Source organism: Streptomyces sp. NPDC002004, assembly GCF_053593975.1.
This window is the reverse complement of the sequence record NZ_JBSFDP010000003.1, coordinates 419,156-438,374: the sequence shown is the minus strand read 5'-3', so window position 1 is coordinate 438,374 and position 19,219 is coordinate 419,156. Positions and strand designations below refer to the sequence as shown.

Annotated in this window: 18 protein-coding genes; 10 read left to right on the top strand and 8 right to left on the bottom strand. The window is 72.1% G+C overall.

All coding sequences use genetic code 11. The features are described from left to right. The first annotated feature begins 3 nt into the window (after positions 1 to 3). The 3 genes from ACWCP6_RS07965 (at position 4) to mscL (ending at position 2,349) form a co-directional block, all read left to right on the top strand. On the top strand, positions 4 to 855 hold the full coding sequence (locus ACWCP6_RS07965) for an S-methyl-5'-thioadenosine phosphorylase (RefSeq protein WP_450931505.1): 852 nt from the start codon (positions 4 to 6) through the stop codon (positions 853 to 855). A gap of 486 nt (positions 856 to 1,341) precedes the next feature. Further along, a complete protein-coding gene (locus ACWCP6_RS07960; RefSeq protein ID WP_450931504.1) occupies positions 1,342 to 1,734 on the top strand; it encodes a hypothetical protein in 393 nt (130 codons plus the stop codon). Positions 1,735 to 1,854: 120 nt separating this feature from the next. Continuing rightward, positions 1,855 to 2,349, top strand: coding sequence for a large conductance mechanosensitive channel protein MscL (gene mscL, locus ACWCP6_RS07955; protein WP_450931503.1), 495 nt, complete (start codon positions 1,855 to 1,857; stop codon positions 2,347 to 2,349). A 212-nt stretch (positions 2,350 to 2,561) separates the two neighbouring features. Here mscL and ACWCP6_RS07950 read toward each other — a convergent pair whose 3' ends face one another. After that, positions 2,562 to 2,774 carry a hypothetical protein gene (locus ACWCP6_RS07950; protein ID WP_450931502.1) on the bottom strand — a complete coding sequence of 71 codons (213 nt, stop codon included), beginning with the start codon at positions 2,772 to 2,774 and terminating at the stop codon, positions 2,562 to 2,564. Between the two features lie 187 nt (positions 2,775 to 2,961). On the opposite strand from ACWCP6_RS07950, the gene ACWCP6_RS07945 reads away from it, so the two are divergent. From ACWCP6_RS07945 to ACWCP6_RS07930, 4 genes are all read left to right on the top strand, one after another. Continuing rightward, a complete protein-coding gene (locus ACWCP6_RS07945) occupies positions 2,962 to 4,197 on the top strand; it encodes a low temperature requirement protein A (protein WP_450931501.1) in 1,236 nt (411 codons plus the stop codon). Positions 4,198 to 4,249: 52 nt separating this feature from the next. Continuing rightward, complete coding sequence (locus tag ACWCP6_RS07940) at positions 4,250 to 5,299, top strand: P1 family peptidase (RefSeq protein WP_450931500.1); 1,050 nt, start codon at positions 4,250 to 4,252, stop codon at positions 5,297 to 5,299. 225 nt (positions 5,300 to 5,524) lie between these two features. Continuing rightward, positions 5,525 to 6,703, top strand: coding sequence for a L,D-transpeptidase (locus ACWCP6_RS07935; RefSeq protein ID WP_450931584.1), 1,179 nt, complete (start codon positions 5,525 to 5,527; stop codon positions 6,701 to 6,703). Positions 6,704 to 6,877: 174 nt separating this feature from the next. Then, entirely contained in the window at positions 6,878 to 7,648 is a 771-nt protein-coding gene (locus ACWCP6_RS07930; RefSeq protein ID WP_450931499.1) for a DUF6227 family protein, read from the top strand. A 107-nt stretch (positions 7,649 to 7,755) separates the two neighbouring features. Here ACWCP6_RS07930 and ACWCP6_RS07925 read toward each other — a convergent pair whose 3' ends face one another. The 4 genes from ACWCP6_RS07925 to ACWCP6_RS07910 all read right to left on the bottom strand — a co-directional run bounded on the left by ACWCP6_RS07925 (position 7,756) and on the right by ACWCP6_RS07910 (position 13,853). Next, on the bottom strand, positions 7,756 to 10,131 hold the full coding sequence (locus tag ACWCP6_RS07925) for a PTS fructose transporter subunit IIABC (RefSeq protein WP_450931498.1): 2,376 nt from the start codon (positions 10,129 to 10,131) through the stop codon (positions 7,756 to 7,758). Between the two features lie 73 nt (positions 10,132 to 10,204). Continuing rightward, on the bottom strand, positions 10,205 to 11,152 hold the full coding sequence (pfkB, locus tag ACWCP6_RS07920; protein ID WP_450931497.1) for a 1-phosphofructokinase: 948 nt from the start codon (positions 11,150 to 11,152) through the stop codon (positions 10,205 to 10,207). A gap of 47 nt (positions 11,153 to 11,199) precedes the next feature. Next, positions 11,200 to 11,964: a DeoR/GlpR family DNA-binding transcription regulator gene (locus tag ACWCP6_RS07915; protein WP_450931496.1), complete on the bottom strand. Its 765-nt coding sequence runs from the start codon at positions 11,962 to 11,964 to the stop codon at positions 11,200 to 11,202. Between the two features lie 275 nt (positions 11,965 to 12,239). Beyond that, complete coding sequence (locus ACWCP6_RS07910) at positions 12,240 to 13,853, bottom strand: MFS transporter (RefSeq protein WP_450931495.1); 1,614 nt, start codon at positions 13,851 to 13,853, stop codon at positions 12,240 to 12,242. A 63-nt stretch (positions 13,854 to 13,916) separates the two neighbouring features. Here ACWCP6_RS07910 and ACWCP6_RS07905 point away from each other — a divergent pair, with 63 nt between their 5' ends. Continuing rightward, positions 13,917 to 14,882, top strand: a complete 966-nt coding sequence (locus ACWCP6_RS07905; protein WP_450931494.1) for a helix-turn-helix transcriptional regulator — start codon at positions 13,917 to 13,919, stop codon at positions 14,880 to 14,882. A gap of 35 nt (positions 14,883 to 14,917) precedes the next feature. On the opposite strand, the gene ACWCP6_RS07900 is transcribed toward ACWCP6_RS07905, so the two are convergent. Together ACWCP6_RS07900 and ACWCP6_RS07895 are read right to left on the bottom strand one after the other, a co-directional pair. Then, entirely contained in the window at positions 14,918 to 15,568 is a 651-nt protein-coding gene (locus tag ACWCP6_RS07900) for a TetR/AcrR family transcriptional regulator (RefSeq protein ID WP_450931493.1), read from the bottom strand. Positions 15,569 to 15,821: 253 nt separating this feature from the next. Continuing rightward, complete coding sequence (locus ACWCP6_RS07895; protein ID WP_450931492.1) at positions 15,822 to 16,829, bottom strand: sigma-70 family RNA polymerase sigma factor; 1,008 nt, start codon at positions 16,827 to 16,829, stop codon at positions 15,822 to 15,824. Between the two features lie 166 nt (positions 16,830 to 16,995). Here ACWCP6_RS07895 and ACWCP6_RS07890 point away from each other — a divergent pair, with 166 nt between their 5' ends. Next, on the top strand, positions 16,996 to 17,550 hold the full coding sequence (locus ACWCP6_RS07890) for an N-acetyltransferase family protein (RefSeq protein ID WP_450931491.1): 555 nt from the start codon (positions 16,996 to 16,998) through the stop codon (positions 17,548 to 17,550). A 27-nt stretch (positions 17,551 to 17,577) separates the two neighbouring features. Here ACWCP6_RS07890 and ACWCP6_RS07885 read toward each other — a convergent pair whose 3' ends face one another. Further along, positions 17,578 to 18,348 (bottom strand): dioxygenase family protein, encoded by a 771-nt coding sequence (locus ACWCP6_RS07885; protein ID WP_450931490.1) that lies wholly within the window; start codon positions 18,346 to 18,348, stop codon positions 17,578 to 17,580. A 224-nt stretch (positions 18,349 to 18,572) separates the two neighbouring features. On the opposite strand from ACWCP6_RS07885, the gene ACWCP6_RS07880 reads away from it, so the two are divergent. Beyond that, entirely contained in the window at positions 18,573 to 19,103 is a 531-nt protein-coding gene (locus ACWCP6_RS07880) for a MarR family winged helix-turn-helix transcriptional regulator (protein ID WP_450931489.1), read from the top strand. The last annotated feature ends 116 nt before the right edge of the window (positions 19,104 to 19,219 follow it).

The window sequence follows — 19,219 nt, the reverse complement described above, 5'->3', positions numbered from 1 at the left end:
GACATGGCGAACCAGGCGAACGCGCAGCAGGCCGAGATCGGTGTGATCGGCGGCTCCGGTTTCTACTCCTTCCTCGACGACGTCACCGAGGTGACCGTCGACACCCCCTACGGGCCGCCCAGCGACTCGGTCTTCCTGGGCGAGATCGCCGGACGCAGGGTCGCGTTCCTGCCGCGTCACGGCCGCGGGCACCACCTCCCGCCGCACCGCATCAACTACCGCGCCAACCTCTGGGCGCTGCGCTCCCTGGGCGTACGCCAGGTGCTGGGCCCGTGCGCGGTGGGCGGGCTGCGGCCGGAGTACGGGCCGGGCACGCTGCTCGTGCCGGACCAGCTCGTGGACCGTACGAAGACCCGCACGCAGACCTACTTCGACGGGCTGCCGCTGCCCGGCGGCAACGTGCCGAACGTGGTGCATGTGTCGATGGCCGACCCCTACTGCCCCGTCGGCCGCAGGACCGCGGTGGAGGCCGCCCGCGGGCGGGACTGGGAGCCGGTCGACGGCGGCACGCTCGTGGTGGTCGAGGGGCCGCGGTTCTCGACCCGCGCCGAGTCGCTGTGGCACGCGGCGCAGGGCTGGTCCGTGGTCGGCATGACCGGGCACCCCGAGGCCGTGCTCGCCCGTGAACTGGAGCTGTGCTACACCTCGCTGACCCTGGTCACGGATCTCGACGCCGGGGCCGAGACCGGCGAAGGCGTCTCGCACGAGGAGGTCCTGACGGTCTTCGCGGCCAATGTGGACCGGCTCCGCGGGGTCCTCTTCGACGCGGTGGCCGCCCTGCCGGACACCGCGAAGCGGGACTGCCTGTGCATGGGGGCGCTGGGCGGGATGGACCCGGGGTTCGAACTGCCGTAGCCGAGGACGGGGGCGCGGAACTGGGCGGGGCGGGACTGGCCGCGGCAGTTGCAGTTGCGGCCGTCGCGGCAGTGGTAGCGGCGATGGACACGGCAGCGGCAGCGGCAGCGGCGGCAGCGGCGGCAGCAGCCGCGAAAGCGCGGCGGCGGAGGCAGCAGCGGAGGGACTCCTTCGGGTGAGGGCGTTGTCCACAACTCCCCGGTAGTCCACGGGCGTCGGCGGGAATCGGCACAAGGCCGGATCGTGGGACCGCAGGCACAACTCCTCTCCGCAGGCGGTGGTCCCATGTCCTCCACACGTTCCCGGCCCCCGGCCCGTCCCCGGACTCCTTCGCGCTCCGCCCGGTCCCCGTATCCCCCACGCTGCTCAGCCCCTCCCCCGGCCCGTGAGGTCCCGCTCTTCCCGCCGTTGCGTGTGCGGGGCGGCCGGTTCCGGTTCGGCCGGCTCGTACGGCACAGACGGCGGGCCGTGGCGGCGGGGCTCGCGATGACAGCGGCGGCGCTGGTGGCCGCGAGGCCGGGTGACGTGGCGTCCCCGCAGGCGGCGACGGCGCGGTCCGCGGCCCGGGAAGCGCCGCCTGCGCAGGCGACCGCACCCGACCGGGGGCCGCGCGCCGCTGAGCTGGTGACCGCGCCGGTGCGCATCGCGGACGCGGCGGCGGTGCGGCTGCTGCATCCCGGCGACCGTGTCGACGTGGTGGCGGCCGGGGAGACCGGGGCCCGGGTGGTCGCGCCGCGTGCCCGCGTGGTCGAGGTGCCCGAGGCGCAGGACACCGCGGCGGAGGGAGGCGCCCTAGTGGTGCTGTCCGTGCCCCGCCCGACAGCGGCCCGGCTGGCCGGAGCCGCGGCGACGTCCCGGCTGGCGGTGACGCTGTGGTGACGTGGTGTGTGCCCGATGTGAAGCGTTCACCGGCAAAGTGCTCGATCGCGTCACGGCGGTGGACAGGCGGCCCGCGCCCTGCCGTAGGTTGCGGAGTCGCTTGCTCAACAACCTGCCGATATGAAGAAAGGCCTGGTCGTCGTGACCGAGAAGAAGGAGCCAGGTGTCTGGGAGGGCTTCAAGGCCTTCCTCATGCGCGGGAATGTGGTCGATCTGGCGGTCGCGGTGGTCATCGGTACCGCGTTCACCAACATCGTCAACTCCGTGGTGAAGGGACTCATCAACCCGGTGGTCGGTGCCTTCGGCACGAAGGACCTGGAGAAGTACAGCTCGTGCCTGACGAGCAAGTGCACCGTGGACAAGACGGGTACGGTCCACGGCATCCAGATCATGTGGGGCTCGGTGCTCAGCTCCACACTGACCTTTCTGATCACCGCGGCGGTCGTCTACTTCGGCATGGTGCTGCCGATGGCGAAGTACCTGGCACGCCTGGAGGCCCGCAAGCGTGCCAGGGAAGGCGCGAAGGAGATCATCGAGGTGACCGAGCTCGAGGTCCTGAAGGAGATCCGGGACGCCCTGCTCGCCCAGCGGGGCGCGGTCCGCGGCGAGTCGTAGCCGGGGCGCCGCACGGGACGACGAGGGGCCGGCGGGCGCGGAGCGTGCGACGGATACGGGCAGGCCCCGTCGGGAGGGCCCGGACCTCGTCCCCTTGCCTCCCCGAAGCCCTTTCGCCTGCCGCCCCGGAGCTCACCACCCTGCCGCCCAGGAGCTCGCCCGCTGCATCCCCGGAGACCGCCCCCTCCGGCCCGGAGACCGCCCGGACCGGCTCAGATGTGGTGGGGCGGCTTCTCGTCGAGGAAGCGTGCCAGGTCCGCGGCGCTGTCGCCGTCGCCGCGCGGCCGCTCGCCCCAGCCGCGGTCCGTGTCGTCGGAGGACTGCTGGCTCAGCGGGTCGTCGAAGACCAGCGCATCCTGCGGATCGCGCCGGGGATGCGGGTCGCGCCGGGGCTCGCGCGGCGCGGAGGCGGGGGTGGTGCTCATGCCACAAGCGTACGTCCGCGTGCGCGAGGGCCGACCGCCCGCGTGCGCGAGGGCCGACCGTCCGCGTGCGCAAGGACCGCCCGTCCTCGTGCGCGAGGAACGGCCGCCCGCGTGCGCGAGAGCCGACGGCCCGGACTCAGCCTGCGCAATGAGGGTTACGGACGCTCCCTTCTGGTGTGCTGGGCTCATGACATCCACCCCTGACCCCGTTGAACCCGTGGTGCCCGGTGGCGCCGACGGGCACCGTCCGTTGCGGCGGATGAAGGCGCGGGAGCGCGGCGAGAAGCACCGTGTCGCATCCCCGCTGGAGCTGTTCTTCGACCTGTGTTTCGTCGTGGCCGTCGCACAGGCGGGCGCCGAACTCGTGCACTCGGTCACCGGAGGGCACGCGGGAAGCGGAGTGCTCAACTACGCGATGATCTTCTTCGCCATCTGGTGGGCCTGGATGAACTTCTCCTGGTTCGCCTCGGCCTACGACAACGACGACGTGCTCTACCGGGTCGTGACGCTCATCCAGATCGCCGGTGTGCTCGTGCTCTCCGCGGGGGTCTCCGCGGCCTTCGCGCACCACGACTTCTTCGTGGTCTGGATCGGCTACGTGATCATGCGGCTGGCGATGATCGCGCAGTGGCTGCGGGCCGCGGCCTCGTCCCACGGCGCCGAGCGGGCCGGCTGTCTGCGCTATGCGACCGGCGTGCTGCTCTGCCAGATCGGCTGGGCGGGACTGGTGGTGCTGCCGGGGCCCTACCTGCCGTGGGTGTTCCTGGTGATGGTCGTCGCGGAGCTGGCGGTGCCCATCTGGGCGGAGCGGTGCTGGAGCACGACATGGCATCCGCACCACATCTCCGAGCGGTACGGCCTGTTCACCATCATCGTGCTGGGCGAGTCCGTCGCCGCGGCCACGTCGGCCGTGAAGACGGGCGTCGTGGAGTTCGATGCGCTGGGCGAGCTGCTGCCGATCGCGGCGGGCGGGCTGCTGATGGTGTTCGCCGCGTGGTGGATCTACTTCGTCGTGCCGATCCACGGCCGCCTGCGCAGCAACCGTCAGGCGTTCCTGTGGGGGTACGGCCACTATCTGATCTTCTCCTCGGCTGCTGCGATCGGGGCGGGTCTGGAGGTGGCCGTGGAGGAGGCCGTGGGCCAGGCGCACATCCCGCAGTTGGAGGCGTCGGCCGCGGTGACCCTGCCGATGGCGCTGTACCTGTTCACCGTCTGGCTGCTGCACGCCCGGCACTTCAAGGTCGGCATCGCGCAGCAGTTGGTGCTGCCCGTGTCATCGATGGCGATCCTGGCCTGCACGTTCGCGGGACACTGGGCGGTGTTCGCGGCCGGTGTCGTGGCGGCCCTGACGGTGGTGACGGGCACGACCCTGACGGCACGGATGGTGGCCCGGGAGGCCCGGGAGGCACCGGGGACCGTCTGACGGGAGGCCGGTGCGTCCCCGACCGGCCGGCCCGCGTGATACGCATGGCCGCATGACCTCCACACCTGGGAATCGGCGGACAGTTGACGCTCTGACGGATGTCGCGGGACTGCGGGTCGGGCACGCCACGCTCACCGGTGGCGGCCGGCTCACCGGGACCACGGTCGTGCTCGCCCCGGAGGGCGGGGTGGTCGCCGCCGTCGACGTGCGGGGCGGCGGCCCCGGCACGAAGGAGACGGACGCGCTCGACCCGCGGAACCTGGTGCAGCGGATCGATGCGGTCGTGCTCACCGGCGGCAGTGCGTACGGGCTGGACGCCGCGTCCGGGGTGATGGCGTGGCTGGAGGAGCAGGGCAGGGGCGTACGGGTCGGAGCCGACCCGCGGCACGTCGTGCCGGTGGTGCCCGCCGCGTGCGTCTTCGACCTGGGCCGGGGCGGCGACTTCGGGGCACGGCCGGATGCGTCGGCGGGCCGGGCCGCGGTGGAGGCTGCGGCCGGGTCGGACGAGCGGGCGCCGGTGGCGAGCGGCGGCGTGGGCGCGGGGACCGGCGCGGTGATCGGCCGGATGAAGGGCGGGGTCGGCACCGCGAGCACCGTGCTCGACTCCGGCATCACCGTGGCCGCGCTGGTGGTGGCCAATGCGGTGGGCTCTGCGGTGGACCCGTTGACGGGTGTGCTGTACGGGGAGTTCTTCGAGGGGCGCATCGACCGTCCCGAGGCCGGGGTGCACGAGGCGGCGCGACGGCGGCTGGAGGAAGCGGCCGGGGGGAGCACGCCGCCGCCGCTGAACACGACGCTCGCCGTCGTCGCCACCGATGCCGATCTGACGCGGGCCCAGGCGCAGAAGCTCGCGGGCACGGCGCATGACGGCATCGCACGGGCCGTCCGCCCCGTGCACCTGCTCAACGACGGTGACACGGTCTTCGCGCTGGCGACCGGTGACCGCCCCCTCGCGGCCGGGAAGCCACTCGCGCTGAACGAGATCCTCGCGGCGGGCGCGGACCTGGTGACCCGGGCGATCGTCCGGGCGGTGCGGGCCGCGGAGACGGTGACCGGGCCCGGTGGTGACTTCCCGTCGTACCGGGAGTTGTACGGGAGTTAGCGGCGCTCCCGCTTCAACGTGCCCGCCGGCACGTCCGTGTCGCCCCTCACATCAAGTGGAGGGAACTATTCCAATGCGATCACGCTCTCTACACACACCGGAGCACACCGCTTTGACCACTTGAATCACGAAAACCTGGAGCAGCCCGTGGCAACGCCGGACAAGGTCGCGCAGCCTCAGCATCACAGCGAGGGGAGCAGGAACCGCACTCCACGGCGCGTCCTGATGGCATGCGCCGCCCTCGCGGTGGGGGCCCTGACCCTGACGGCGTGCGGCGGCGGCGCCAAGGCCGACGACAAGAACGACAAGGGCGGCGGGACCGACACCTCGGCGGCGCAGATCACCATCTCCGCCAAGGACGGCTCGACGGGCGCGTCCATCAACGCCACGGGTGTGAAGGTCAGCGGCGGCAAGCTGACCCAGGTGAAGATGACCGAGTCGGCGACCGGCAAGGACGTGGCCGGCGCGATCTCGGCGGACGGCTCCGTGTGGAAGCCCAAGGAGCAGCTGGACCGCGGCACGAAGTACCGGCTCTCGGCGACCGCGAAGGACGGCAAGGGCCGGACCTCGGCGGCCAACTCCATCTTCACGACGGTCAGCAACTCCAACAGCTTCATCGGGACGTACACGCCCGACGGCGGCACCACGGTCGGCGTGGGCATGCCGGTGTCCTTCACGTTCGACAAGGCCATCAGCAACAAGAAGGCCGTGCAGTCGCACATCACGGTGTCGTCCAGCAGCGGCCAGGAGGTCGTCGGGCACTGGTTCGGCTCGCAGCGGCTCGACTTCCGGCCCGACGACTACTGGAAGTCGGGCTCCAAGGTCACGATGAAGATCGACCTGGACGGCGTCCAGGGCGCGAACGGTGTCTACGGGGTGCAGCGCAAGACGGTCAGCTTCACCGTCGGCCGCTCCCAGGTCTCCACGGTCGACGTCAACACGCAGACCATGAAGGTCGTGCGGGACGGGCGCACCGTCAAGACGATACCGATCTCGTCGGGCAGCCCGCAGCACACGACGTACAACGGGCAGATGGTGATCTCGGAGAAGTTCACGCAGACCCGTATGAACGGCTCGACGGTCGGCTTCGGCGGCGAGTACGACATCTCCGACGTGCCGCACGCGATGCGGCTGTCGTCCTCCGGCACCTTCATCCACGGCAACTACTGGTACCCGAAGGGCAACCCGCCGTTCGGGCGCGAGGGCACCAGCCACGGGTGCGTGGGTCTCGCTGACGTACGCGGCGCCCAGGGCGACACGATCGCCAAGTGGTTCTTCGACAACTCCCTCATCGGTGACGTCGTGAAGGTGGAACACTCGCCGGACAAGACGGTCGCGCCGGACAACGGCCTCAACGGCTGGAACATGTCCTGGAGCGAGTGGAAGGCGGGCAGCGCCGTCTGACGGCGCGACGCCTCACGACCGAGCTCCGGAGCACACAACAGGGCGTACGCGGACGGGCCGCGCGGGGGAACTCCCCGCGCGGCCCGTCCGTTTCGTATTTCGCGGTCACAAGGTCCTGCACAGGGGCTACGGTATGCACCCACAAGGTGACATGCAGCGATGCCGGGAGATCCCTTGAGCGTTCCGTACGAGCACGAGACGGCAGCGTACGAGCCATCCGAGTCGCCCGTGCCCGCGACTCCGGAGGAACAGCTCGCACGCCTGCTCGGACGCGCCCTGAACTCCTTCGAGCTGCCCGACGAGACGATACGCAGCCTCGACTGCGCGCTCGTGCACGACAGTTCGTTGCACTCCGCGCACCACAGCGCGGGCCTGCACCGCGAGACGTACCGCCACACCTTCCTGCTCGCCGACGGCAGCGCGCTGACCCTCTGGGAACTGGTCCACAACGCGACCCGCGGGGGCGCCCGGCAGCACGAGCTGTACGTGGACGAGGAGGAGCTGCGTACGGCGACCTCGCGGCTGCCGTTACCGCCCGATGCCCCGGACTTCGAGCTGCCCGCGGTGCGCATCTGCCCGGTGGCGCTCCCCCGGCTCACCTATGTGCCCGACGACTCGGCCGACCACGCACGGCGACTGCTGCGGCGCGCCGAGAACACCGACGGGCCGGGGACCGATACCGAGGGGCTGCTGCGGACGGCGTGCGCCCACCGGATCACCCAGGCCTTCGGCCGCCCCTTCCGGGCGTCCGGCACGCGCCCCGGCCCCGCCCGGCTCTGTTTCGCGCTCTACGAGCACGCGTTCCTGCTGCGCGACGGCAGCGAACTCAGCCTGTGGGAGGTCGAGCACACGGCAACGCCGGACCACCGCCACATGTGCGAGGTCTACGACACGGAGGCGGCGGCCCGACAGGCGATGGAGAGGCGCGCGACGGGCATACGCTGACGTGACACCGCCCGCGGTGCGGGTCCGTCAGGCAGACATTCGAGCTTCCGATGAGAGGCCGGTGCGGTGGGCGCCGTGGCCTTGGCACCCACCGTCCGCGGTGCGGCTTACGCCGCTATCGGCTCCCTGCCCTTCGCATCCGTGGCGCCGGAGCCCCGCGCCGGGGCCGATGACGCGGTGGCCGGCCCGTCCGTCTCGGTGCCCGTCTTGCGCAGGCCCTTGAGGACCACGACCACCGCCGTCGTCACACATACGCCCGCGGCGACGGCGAGCAGGTAGAGCAGCGGGTTGCCGATCAGCGGAACCACGAAGATGCCGCCGTGCGGGGCCCGCAGGGTGCAGCCGAAGGCCATCGACAGGGCGCCGGTGACCGCGCCGCCGGCCATCGAAGCGGGGATGACGCGCAGTGGGTCGGCCGCGGCGAACGGGATCGCGCCCTCGGAGATGAACGAGGCACCCAGCACCCAGGCCGCCTTGCCGTTCTCGCGCTCGGCCTTGGTGAACAGCCGGCCGCGCACGGTCGTGGCGAGCGCCATCGCGAGCGGCGGGACCATACCGGCCGCCATCACCGCGGCCATGACCTTCAGGCTGCCCTCGGTCGGACTGGCGAGGCCGCCGACCGCGAAGGCGTACGCGACCTTGTTGACCGGGCCGCCGAGGTCGAAGCACATCATCAGGCCGAGGACGATGCCCAGGAAGATCGCGTTGGCGCCGGACAGGCCCTGGAGCCAGCCGGTGAGGGCGTGTTGCAGCGCCGCGATGGGCTTGCCGATGACGAGGAACATCAGGAACCCGACGATCGCCGAGGAGATCAGCGGGATCACGACCACCGGCATGATGCCGCGCAGCGGCGCCGGGACCCGGACCTTCTGGATGCCCATGACGACGCCGCCCGCGATCAGACCGGCGGCGAGGCCGCCGAGGAAGCCCGCGTTGATGGTGATCGCGACGGCGCCACCGACGAAGCCGGGCACGAGACCGGGGCGGTCCGCCATGCCGTAGGCGATGTATCCGGCGAGCACCGGAATGAGGAAGCTGAAGGCGAGGGTGCCCACCTGGAACATGAGGGCGGCCCAACTGGTGTGGTCGGTCCACACGAAGTGCTGGGCCACCGAGGGGGCCTTGTTGATCGTGTAGCCGCCGATCGCGAACGCGATCGCGATCAGGAGACCGCCTGCCGCGACGAACGGGACCATGTAACTCACGCCGGACATCAGCCACTTGCGCAGCCTGGTGCCGTAGCCGTCACCCACGGCTCCCGCGCTCTCGACGGGAGTCGGGTGCGTGGCGGACACCTCGCCGCGGGCCGCCTTCTCCCGCACCTCGGCGATGAGGCCGGCAGCGCGGTTGATACCGGCCTTCACGCCGACGTCGACGGTCGCCTTCCCGGCGAACCGCTCCTTCTCCCGGACCGGTACGTCGTGCGCGAGGATCACGCCGTCGGCGGCCGCGACGACCGCGGGGTCGAGCCGGGTGAACCCCGCCGACCCCTGGGTCTCGACGGCCACCTCGACACCCGCCTCCCGCCCCGCGTTCTCCAGGGACTCGGCAGCCATGTAGGTGTGCGCGATGCCGGTGGGGCAGGAGGTGACGGCGACGATGCGGAAGGGCCGCGCGGCGCCGGAGTCCGCGGTCTCCGGCGCCTCGGTGGCGTTCTGCGCACCCGGCACCGGAGCGGGCGCGGCGTCCGGTGCCGGGGCGTTCTCGGGAGCGGTGGCCGGCTGCTCCTGCACGGCACCCGCGGACGGCGCGGCCCGGCCTTCGTCCCGGGCCGGGCCAGCGGAAGGCCCGCCCGCACCCCGGCTCACCGCCACTCCCTCGCTCACCGCGCTCGGCGCCACCCCTTCGCTCGCCGTTGTCCCTCCGCTCGCCCGCGCCCCCTCGCCCTCCACCGCGGCGTTGCTCTCCGCGTTCTCCGGCACGCCCCCGGAGTCGGCCGCGCTTCGGCCCGTGGCCGCGGCCGCTGCCGCTGCCGCCGCGACCACGGCCTCACCGGCCGCGTGCGTCGCTTCGACCTCCGTCCGCGGCTCCGGTTCGGCGGGCGCGTCCCCGCGGATCAGTGCGGCCGCCCGGCCCGCGTCCCGCACACCCCGCAGGGCTCCCGTGAACCCCGTGTCCATGAGGTGCCGGGCCAGCGAGGACAGGATCGTGAGATGGGCGTCGTCGGCGCCCGCCGGAGCGGCGATCAGGAAGATCAGGTCGGCCGGACCGTCCGCCGCTCCGAAGTCGACGCCGGCCGCGCTGCGCCCGAAGGCGAGGGTCGGCTCGGTCACGTGCACGCTGCGGCAGTGCGGGATGCCGATACCGCCGTCCAGGCCGGTCGGCATCTGCGCCTCGCGCGCCGCCACATCGGCGAGGAAGCCCTCCAGGTCGGTCACCCGGCCCAGGGCCACCATCCGCTCGGCGAGCGCGCGGGCGGCCGCCTCCTTGGTGTCGGCGGACAGGTCGAGGTCGACCAGGTCCGCGGTGATCATCTCGCTCATCGCGGGCTCCTTCACACGCGTATCGCCCTGCGGGCGGAGGTGGGGACGGGGGTGGCAGAGGTGGGGGAAGCGGTCATGGCGCAGGCTCCGTCAGGGGGCGGTCGAGGGGTACGTCCGTGGTGACCTGCACCGCGGCCGGGTTCAGGTCGGACGGGGCCGGCATGGCGCTGCCGGGGAGCTGGACGGCGGCGGCGCCGTGGGCGACCGCCGATGCCAGGGATCCGGGTCCGTCGCCTCCGGCGATGAGGAAGCCGGCGAGTGAGGCGTCACCGGCGCCGACGTTGCTGCGGACCGTGGCCGCCGGAGCGGTGGCGAACCACACGCCCGCCCCGTCGACGAGCAGTTGACCGTGGGCACCGAGGCTGGCGAGGACCGCCCGGGCTCCGGACTCCCTCAGCTCCTCGGCGGCCTTGACCGCGTCGCCGACCGTGGCGAGCGGGCGGCCGACGGCCTCGGCCAGCTCCTCGGCGTTCGGCTTGACGACGTCCGGGTGTTCGCGCAGGGCCGCGAGGAGCGCGGGGCCTGAGGTGTCCAGCGCTATCCGGGCGCCCGCCGCATGCGCTCGGGCGACCAGCTCGGCGTACCAGGAGGGTGCGAGCCCGCGTGGCAGGCTGCCGCAGCAGGCGATCCAGTCGGCGCCCACGGAGCGCCGGTGGACGGTGCCGAGGAGCAGTTCCTGCTCGTCCGGGGCGAGTTCGGGGCCCGGCGCGTTGATCTTCGTCAGGGTGCCGTCGGGTTCGGCGAGGGAGATGTTGGAGCGGGTCTGCCCGGCGACCGGTACCGGCGCCACCTCGATGCCCTGCGCGTCGAGCAGTCCGGCGACCAGCGCGCCCGGCGCGCCGCCCAGCGGGAGCACGGCGAGCGTGCGGACCCCCGCGGCGGCGACGGCCCGCGAGACGTTGACGCCCTTGCCGCCCGGGTCCATGCGCTCGCCCGTGGCCCGGACGACCTCGCCGCGGTCCAGCGACGGGACCTCGTACGTACGGTCCAGGGAGGGGTTGGGGGTGACGGTCAGGATCATGCTCACTCGTTTCTCGAACCAGGTGCGCCCGCCGGGGCGGAGGCACCTCACACACGCAGTACTTCCGTGCCGCCTCCCTCGATGACGGCGGCGTCGTCGGGGCTCAGTCCCTTGTCGGTGATCAGCAGGTCCACATCGCCCAGGTCCCCGAACCGTGCGAAGTGCTCCTCGCCGTGCTTGGCCGAGTCGGCGAGCAGCACCACCCGGCGGGCGGCGGCGACGGCCGCACGCTTCACGGCGGCCTCGGCGAGGTCGGGCGTGGTCAGCCCGTGCTCGGCGGAGAAGCCGTTGGCGGCGAGGAACAGGACGTCCGCGCGGATCTCGGCGTAGGCGCGCAGGGCCCATGCGTCGACCGCGGCGCGCGTACGGTGCCGGACGCGGCCGCCGATGAGGTGGAGCTGGATGCCGGGGTGGTCGGCGAGGCGCGCGGCGGTGGGCAGGCCGTGCGTGACGACGGTGAGGGTCGACTCCAGCGGGAGCGAGGCGGCGAGGCGGGCGACGGTGGTGCCCGCGTCGAGGATGACGGTGCCGCCGTCGGCGGGCAGCTCACCGAGGGCGGCGTGCGCTATGCGGTCCTTCTCGTCGGCGGCGGTGCCCTCGCGTTCGGCGAGGTCCGGCTCGAAGTCGAGGCGGCCGGCGGGGATGGCGCCGCCGTGCACCCGGCGGACGAGGCCGGCGCGGTCGAGCGCCTTCAGATCGCGCCGGATGGTCTCGGCGGTGACCTGGAACGCGTCGGCGAGCGACAGGACGTCGACCCGGCCGCCTTCGCGTGCCAGCCGAAGGATCTCCTGTTGCCGCTCCGGGGCGTACATGTCCGGATGCCTCCGATTGATGCCCGAACCTGTGGTTTCACCACGAGACTACGACTCCATGACCCGAAAGTAAACAGGTTCGGGCACGATTCGGGCATGAACGGGCTTCAGCGGGGTGCGGTGCAGGCGCTCGGCCTCCCCACACAGGCGCTCGGCCTCCCCTGCAACGGGATGCGGTGCGACGGGAAGAAGGCGCGAAGAAGGGGTGCAGGGAAACCCCTGCACCCCTGATGCGGACGACCCCGCACGTCCTGGGTCGGTCCGGCCCGCCGGAATCAGGCGACCGGAACGGCCTCCTGCTCGACCGCGCCGACCTCGGCCGCCTCGGCCTCGGCGTTGCCCCCCGCGCGGGCGGGCAGCGCGAACATCGCCAGGAAGATCAGACCGAGCACCCCGGCCACCCATCCCAGCGCGTGCTGGAAGCCGTCGATGAAGGCCGCGGGCACCTGCGCCCGGGTCAGATGGTCGCCGATGACCCCGAAGAAGACCACGGAGACCAGCCCGAGCCCCAGGGCGTTGCCCATCTGCTGCACGGTGTTGATCAGGCCCGACGCCGAACCGGCATGCTCCTTCGGCACCTCCGAGAGCACCGCGTCGGTCAGCGGCGCCACGATCAGGCCCATGCCGACGCCCATCACGACGAGGGGGAGCGCCATCTGCCACGAAGCGATCGAGGCGCCGTACCGGTCGGACTCCCAGATGTACAGCCCGACACCCGCGGCCATGATCAGGGCCCCCGCCTGGAGCACCTTGCGGCCGAACCGGGGCACCAGCTGCTGCACGGACATCCCGGCCGCCACCGACACGGCGATCGAGAACGGCACGCCGGTCAGACCGGCACGCAGCGCGCTCCAGCCCAGACCGATCTGCATGTAGAGCGTCCAGACCAGGAAGAAGATGCCGCACGCGACACCGAAGGTGAGCTGTACGGCGATGCCGGCGCTGAAGCTCTTCACCCGGAACAGCGACAGCTCGACGAGCGGCGAACCGTCCTTGCGGGTCTTGCGCCGTTCGTACGCCACGAGCGCGCCGAAGACGACGAACGCACCGGCCATCGACAGGTAGCCCCACAGCGGCCAGTGCAGCTCACGGCCGCGCGTCAGCGGGTAGAGCAGCATCAGCAGCCCGAGCGAGACGAGCGCCACGCCCACCATGTCCAGCTTCAGCGCCCGGGGTGCCCGCGATTCGGTGATGAACTTCCGTCCCAGCAGCAGACCCACGATGCCCACCGGCAGATTGATCAGGAAGATCGGCCGCCACTCGAGGCCGAACAGGTTCCACTGGGTGAGCAGCGCGCCCAGCAGCGGACCGGAGACCGCACCGAGTCCGACGATCGCGCCGAACAGGCCGAAGACCTTGCCGCGCTCCTCCGCGGGGAACGTGGCATGCACGATCGACAGCACCTGCGGCACCATCATCGCGGCCATGCCGCCCTGGAGGATGCGGGAGGCGACCAGCATCTCCGGGTTCGCGGCGAAGCCGCAGAGCGCCGAGGCGAGCGTGAAGCCGCCGATGCCGACGAGGAAGAGCCGCTTGCGGCCGTGGATGTCGCCGAGCCGTCCGCCGGTGATCAGCAGAGCGGCGAAGGCGAGCGCGTAACCGGCGGTGATCCACTGGATCTGGCTGAAGGTGGCGCCGGCGTCCCGCTTGATCGACGGGATGGCGATGTTGACGATCGTGACGTCGACGAGGTCCATGAAGGCCGCGGTCATCACGATGGCGAGCGCGAACCAGCGGCGGCGGTCGCCCGCGCCGGAGGCCCCGACGGTCGGGGGCGCGCAATCCGGGGTCGCCGCGGCTCGGGCCGGGGATGTCCCGCCGGAGCCCGGGGGCGTCTCGGCGCCGCCCGGAGGTATCTCGGTGGTGCTGGAGGTGGACGTGGAGGTCATGACGGAAAAGGTAGGGGCCCATTAGGCCAGAGAGTGTCCTCTGTGTCCGGCATCCTGGAATACATGACGACGGACACACCGGCTCGGATGCTGCAGCTCCTCTCCTTGCTCCAGACTCCGCGCGAATGGCCCGGCGGCGAACTCGCCGAGCGGCTGGGCGTCTCCCGGCGCACCATCCGGCGGGACATCGACCGGCTGCGCGAGCTCGGCTATCCGGTGCAGTCCACGCGCGGCGCCGACGGCGGCTACCGGCTGGTCGCGGGCAAGGCCATGCCGCCGCTCGTCCTGGACGACGAGGAGGCCGTGGCGATCGCCGTGGGGCTGAGGGCCGGTGCGGGCCACGCCGTGGAGGGCATCGAGGAGGCGTCCGTACGGGCGCTGGCCAAGCTGGAGCAGGTGCTGCCGTCCCGGCTGCGCCGCCGCGTGTCCACCCTGCAGATCGCGACCACCCATCTGACCAGCGGCGACGGCGACACCATCGCACCCGAGACGCTGACCGTGATGGCCTCGGCGGCGGCCGGGCAGGAGCGGCTGCGGTTCGCGTACCGCTCGGGCGACGGCACCGAGTCGCGGCGGCTGACGGAGCCGTACCGGCTCGTGAGCACGGGGCGGCGCTGGTACCTCATCGCCTACGACCTCGACCGTGCCGACTGGCGCACCTTCCGGGTCGACCGGGTCTCCGAACCCTTCGCGACGGGCGCGCGGTTCGCACCGCGCGAGCTGCCGACGGGGAGCGCCGCGGAGTTCGTACGGCAGAAGATGTTCCGGCGGCAGGAGGCGTACGACATCGACGTGGCGTTCGCGGCGCCGGCCGATGCGGTCGGAGCGCGGCTGCCGCGCTGGATCGGCATGCCGGAACCGATCGACGCGGACACCTGCCGGCTGCGGGCCAGGGTCGAGGCCTCCGTCGACTGGCTGGCGGTCCGGCTGGCCCTCATCGGGTACGAGTTCACCGTCCACGGACCGGCCGAACTCGCCGACTACGCAAGGGAGCTGGGCGCCCGTCTCAGCCGGGCCGCCGAGGCCTGACGCCCGGCGGGCGGCTCCCCCGCGCCCTCACCCGGTCACACCCCGGACGGGCCGATCGCCCCTCCCAGTGCGTCGAGGCACCGTAGCGCCAGCGCGGCCGGGCCTTCCGCCCCGTCCGCCGGGGCGGCGTCCCCCTGTGCCCAGGTCTCCACCGCCACGCGGACCGCCGTACCGGCGAACCCGGCGACGAGGCGGAGGTCCAGGTCGCGGAGCGTGCCCGCGCCCCGTTCTTGCAGCACCTCGGTGAGCGTGCGCTCGGAGGCCGCGCAGGCATCGGTCCACACCGACCGCAGGGCGGGGCTCTCCGCCGCGAGGCGGAGCAGCGACCGGACCCACTCCAGCGACGCGAGGTTCGCGGGGTCGTCGGCGGTGAGGGCGCGGCGCACCGCGAATCGGAGCGCCTCCGGCACGGACAGCCCGGCGGGCGCGTCGCGCACCGCTTCGGCCCACTGCTGGGCCCCGGCGGCGAACAGCGGCGCGACTGCCTCCTCCTTCGTCGCGAAGTAACGGTAGAAGGTGCGCGGAGCCACCCCGGCCGCGCGGGCGATGTCCTCGGCGCGGGTGGCCCGCAGGCCGCCCTCCACGAAGAGCTCGGCGGCGGTCCGGGCGATATCCAGACGGGTCTCGGCCTTGCGCCGCTCCGTCAGCGAGCCACGGGGCGCGGGGGGAGGAGAACCAGGGGACATGGGAGGCAGCGTAGGCCCACGCATGTGCCGTACGCCCACGCGCCCTTCCCGCTGCGCGACGGCGGAGCGGCACCGCCGGTGCGGCTCGACGACTGGGTGCTGCCGTTCAGGGGCAAAGGCCGGGCGCCGGATACAGGGAGTCCCGGCGCCGGGGGGGGGTAGGCACCGGGACTCGTCTTCGGGCCGGACCCGGGGTGACGACCCCTCAGGGCCGCTGCCGGGCCGGCGTCATGGCGCGGGACCGCGTACGGTCCTACGCCGCCGCGTCGAAGCCCGTGCTGCGGGCGAGCTTCTTCAGCTCCAGCAGCGCGTGCTTCTCGATCTGACGGATGCGCTCACGCGTCAGACCGTGTTCCTTGCCGACCTCCGTGAGCGTGCGCTCGCGGCCGTCCTCGATCCCGTACCGCATCTTGATGATCGATGCCGTGCGGTCGTCGAGCCGGCCGATGAGGCCGTCCAGTTCCTCGCTGCGCAGCAGCGTCATCACCGACTGCTCGGGCGACACCGCGGAGGTGTCCTCCAGCAGATCGCCGAACTGCGTGTCGCCGTCGTCGTCCACGGACATGTTCAGCGAGACCGGGTCGCGGGCCCAGTCCAGCACGTCCGTGATCCGCGCGGGGTTCGCACCGAGCTCGGCCGCCACCTCCGCGGGCTCCGGGTCACGCCCGTGCTCGCGGTTGAACTCGCGCTGCACACGGCGGATCCGGCCCAACTCCTCGACCAGGTGGACGGGGAGGCGGATGGTGCGGGACTGGTCGGCTATGGAGCGGGTGATGGCCTGGCGGATCCACCACGTCGCGTACGTGGAGAACTTGAAGCCCTTGCGGTAGTCGAACTTCTCCACCGCGCGGACCAGGCCCGCGTTGCCCTCCTGGATCAGGTCGAGCAACGGCAGACCGCTGCGCGGGTAGCGCCGGGCGACGGCGACGACCAGCCGCAGGTTGGACCGTATGAAGACGTCCTTCGCCCGCTCGGCCTCGGCGAACAGTGCCTCGAGCTCCTCACGGGAAGCGCCCCCGGCCACCTTGCTCTCCACCTCGCCGTCCAGGATCTGCCGGGCGTACACGCCCGCCTCGATCGTCTCGGACAGCTCCACCTCCTTGGCGGCGTCGAGCAGCGGTGTGCGCGCGATCTCGTCGAGGTACATGCCGACCAGGTCGCGGTCGGCGATCTCTCCACCCACGGCGCGAACGCTGCTTGCCGTGTCGGTCTCGGGCGCGGTGGTGCCGGACTGACGACGGGCGACGGCACGGGTTGCCATGCGTGCTCCCTTGCGATGGTTGGTCAGCTGGGCCGCTGGACGCCTTCACACCCTCCCGGGTGGGCGGCATCCGATGGAAACAACGACTGGAATCAGGACAGAATTCCCAACCTGCCCCTCGAGTTTTCTGATCATGCAGTACCCTGTCCCGCCACGAGGGAGGGCGATGTCGACAGAACCCACAGAGGTCCAGGTCAGAGCAGGCGTCGAGGGCGACCTCCGGGCCCTCACGGACATCTACAACCACTACGTGCGCGAGACGCCCATCACCTTCGACACGACCGTCCTCACCCCCGAAGAGCGCCGCCCTTGGCTGCTCTCCCACCCTGAAGACGGCCCCCACCGGCTCTTGGTTGCCCAGGAGCGGACATCCGGGCGAATTCTGGGATACGCAACATCCGGCCCGTTCCGCCCGAAGGCCGCATACGTCACGTCCGTCGAGGTGAGCATCTACCTCGCCCCGGACGCGGGCGGCCGGGGCGTCGGCACCCTCCTCTACAAGAGCCTCTTCGAGGTTCTCGCCGGCGAGGACGTCCACCGCGCCTACGCGGGCATCACCCAGCCGAACGAGCCCTCCGCCCGCCTCCACGCCCGCTTCGGCTTCCGCCCAGTGGGAATGTTCCACGAGGTGGGGCGGAAGTTCGGACGGTACTGGGACGTGGCCTGGCACGAGAAGGAGCTCCAGCCGCCCGCCGGCGGCCGCGAGCCGCACTCCCCCTGACCCCGGGGCGGAGCGGGGCCCGGCCGGTCAGCCGAACTGCACCGAACGCTTGGCCAGCCCCATCCAGAATCCGTCGATGACGCTGCGCCGGGCATCGAGCTCACCCGTCGCGTCGGCCGCGCCCATGGTCACGAACAGCGGGGCGAAGTGCTCGGTGCGCGGGTGGGCGAGACGGCCGGCCGGGGACTTCCGGGTGAAGTCGAGGAGGCCGTCCACGTCGCCCGCCTCCAGCGCACGGTGCCCCCAGTCGTCGAACTCCGCGGACCAGTCCGGGACGCCCCCGGCGTGCCGGAGTGCGGCGAGGTTGTGGGTGAAGAAGCCGGAGCCGACGATCAGCACGCCCTCGTCGCGCAGCGGCGCGAGCCGGCGGCCGATGTCCATCAGCCGCTGCGGGTCGAGCGTGGGCAGGGACACCTGCAGCACCGGGATGTCGGCGCCGGGGTACATCTCGACGAGCGGGACGTACGCGCCGTGGTCGAGGCCACGGTCCGGCATGTCCTGGACCGGGAGACCGGGGCCGCGGAGCAGTTTGCGCACGGACTCGGCGAGCGCGGGGGCGCCGGGGGCGTCGTAACGAACCTGGTAGTAGTGCTCGGGGAAGCCCCAGAAGTCGTACACGAGGGGGACCGTCCGCGTGGCACCGAGGGCCAGCGGGGCCTCCTCCCAGTGCGCGGAGACCACCAGGATCGCCGTCGGGCGCGGCAGCTCCGCCGACCAGGCGGCGAGTTCGCCGGGCCACACCGGGTCGTCGGCGAGCGGCGGCGCACCGTGGCTGATATAGACGGCGGGCATGCGCATGACTAACCTCCAGCGGACTCCGGCCCGGACCCGTACGGCCCGGGACCAGGCCCGTACCGCTTCCGGCCCGCAGGTTCGTACCGGCTCCGGACGGGGCCCGGACGAGCTCCGCACGGATCGCCCCGCACCGGCATCGTCCCATCAACTTGAAACTTCAAGCTCTCCACGCTCACGCTACAGCGAAGTTGTTTAATTTTCAAGAATGGGGGGCTTACAGTGGAGGCATGACGACGGCATTCCCGGCGACCGCCACGCCCCCCGAAGGGCCGGAAGAGCCCCGCTGGCTCAGCACGGAGGAGCAGAGCGTCTGGCAGGTGTACCTGCACGCGACGATGCTGCTCGACGACCATCTCGACCGTCAGCTCCAGCGCGACGCGAACATGCCGCACATCTACTACGGATTCCTGGCCCGTCTCTCCGAGGCCCCGCGCCGGCGGCTGCGGATGACGGAGCTGGCGATCCACGCGAAGATCACCCGCTCCCGCCTCTCCCACGCGATCGCCCGGCTGGAGCAGCAGGGCTGGGTCCGCCGCGAGAACTGCCCGTCGGACAAGCGCGGCCAGTTCGCGGTGCTCACCGACGAGGGCTTCGAGGTGCTGAAGAAGGCGGCGCCCGGTCATGTCGACGCGGTCCGCCAGGCCCTCTTCGACCGCCTCACCCCGGAACAGCAGAAGTCCCTCGGCGAGATCATGAGGATCATCGCCGAGGGACTTCAGCCGAAGGAGGCGGGCGCGGACCTGCCGTGGCTCCGCTAGGCCCTGTCGCCGGCACGCTCAGGTCCTGTCGTCAGCGCGCGCAGGTTCTGTCGTCAGCACGCTCACGTCCTGTCGTCAGCACGCTCAGGTCCCTCGGTCCGTGCGGGCAGGTCCTT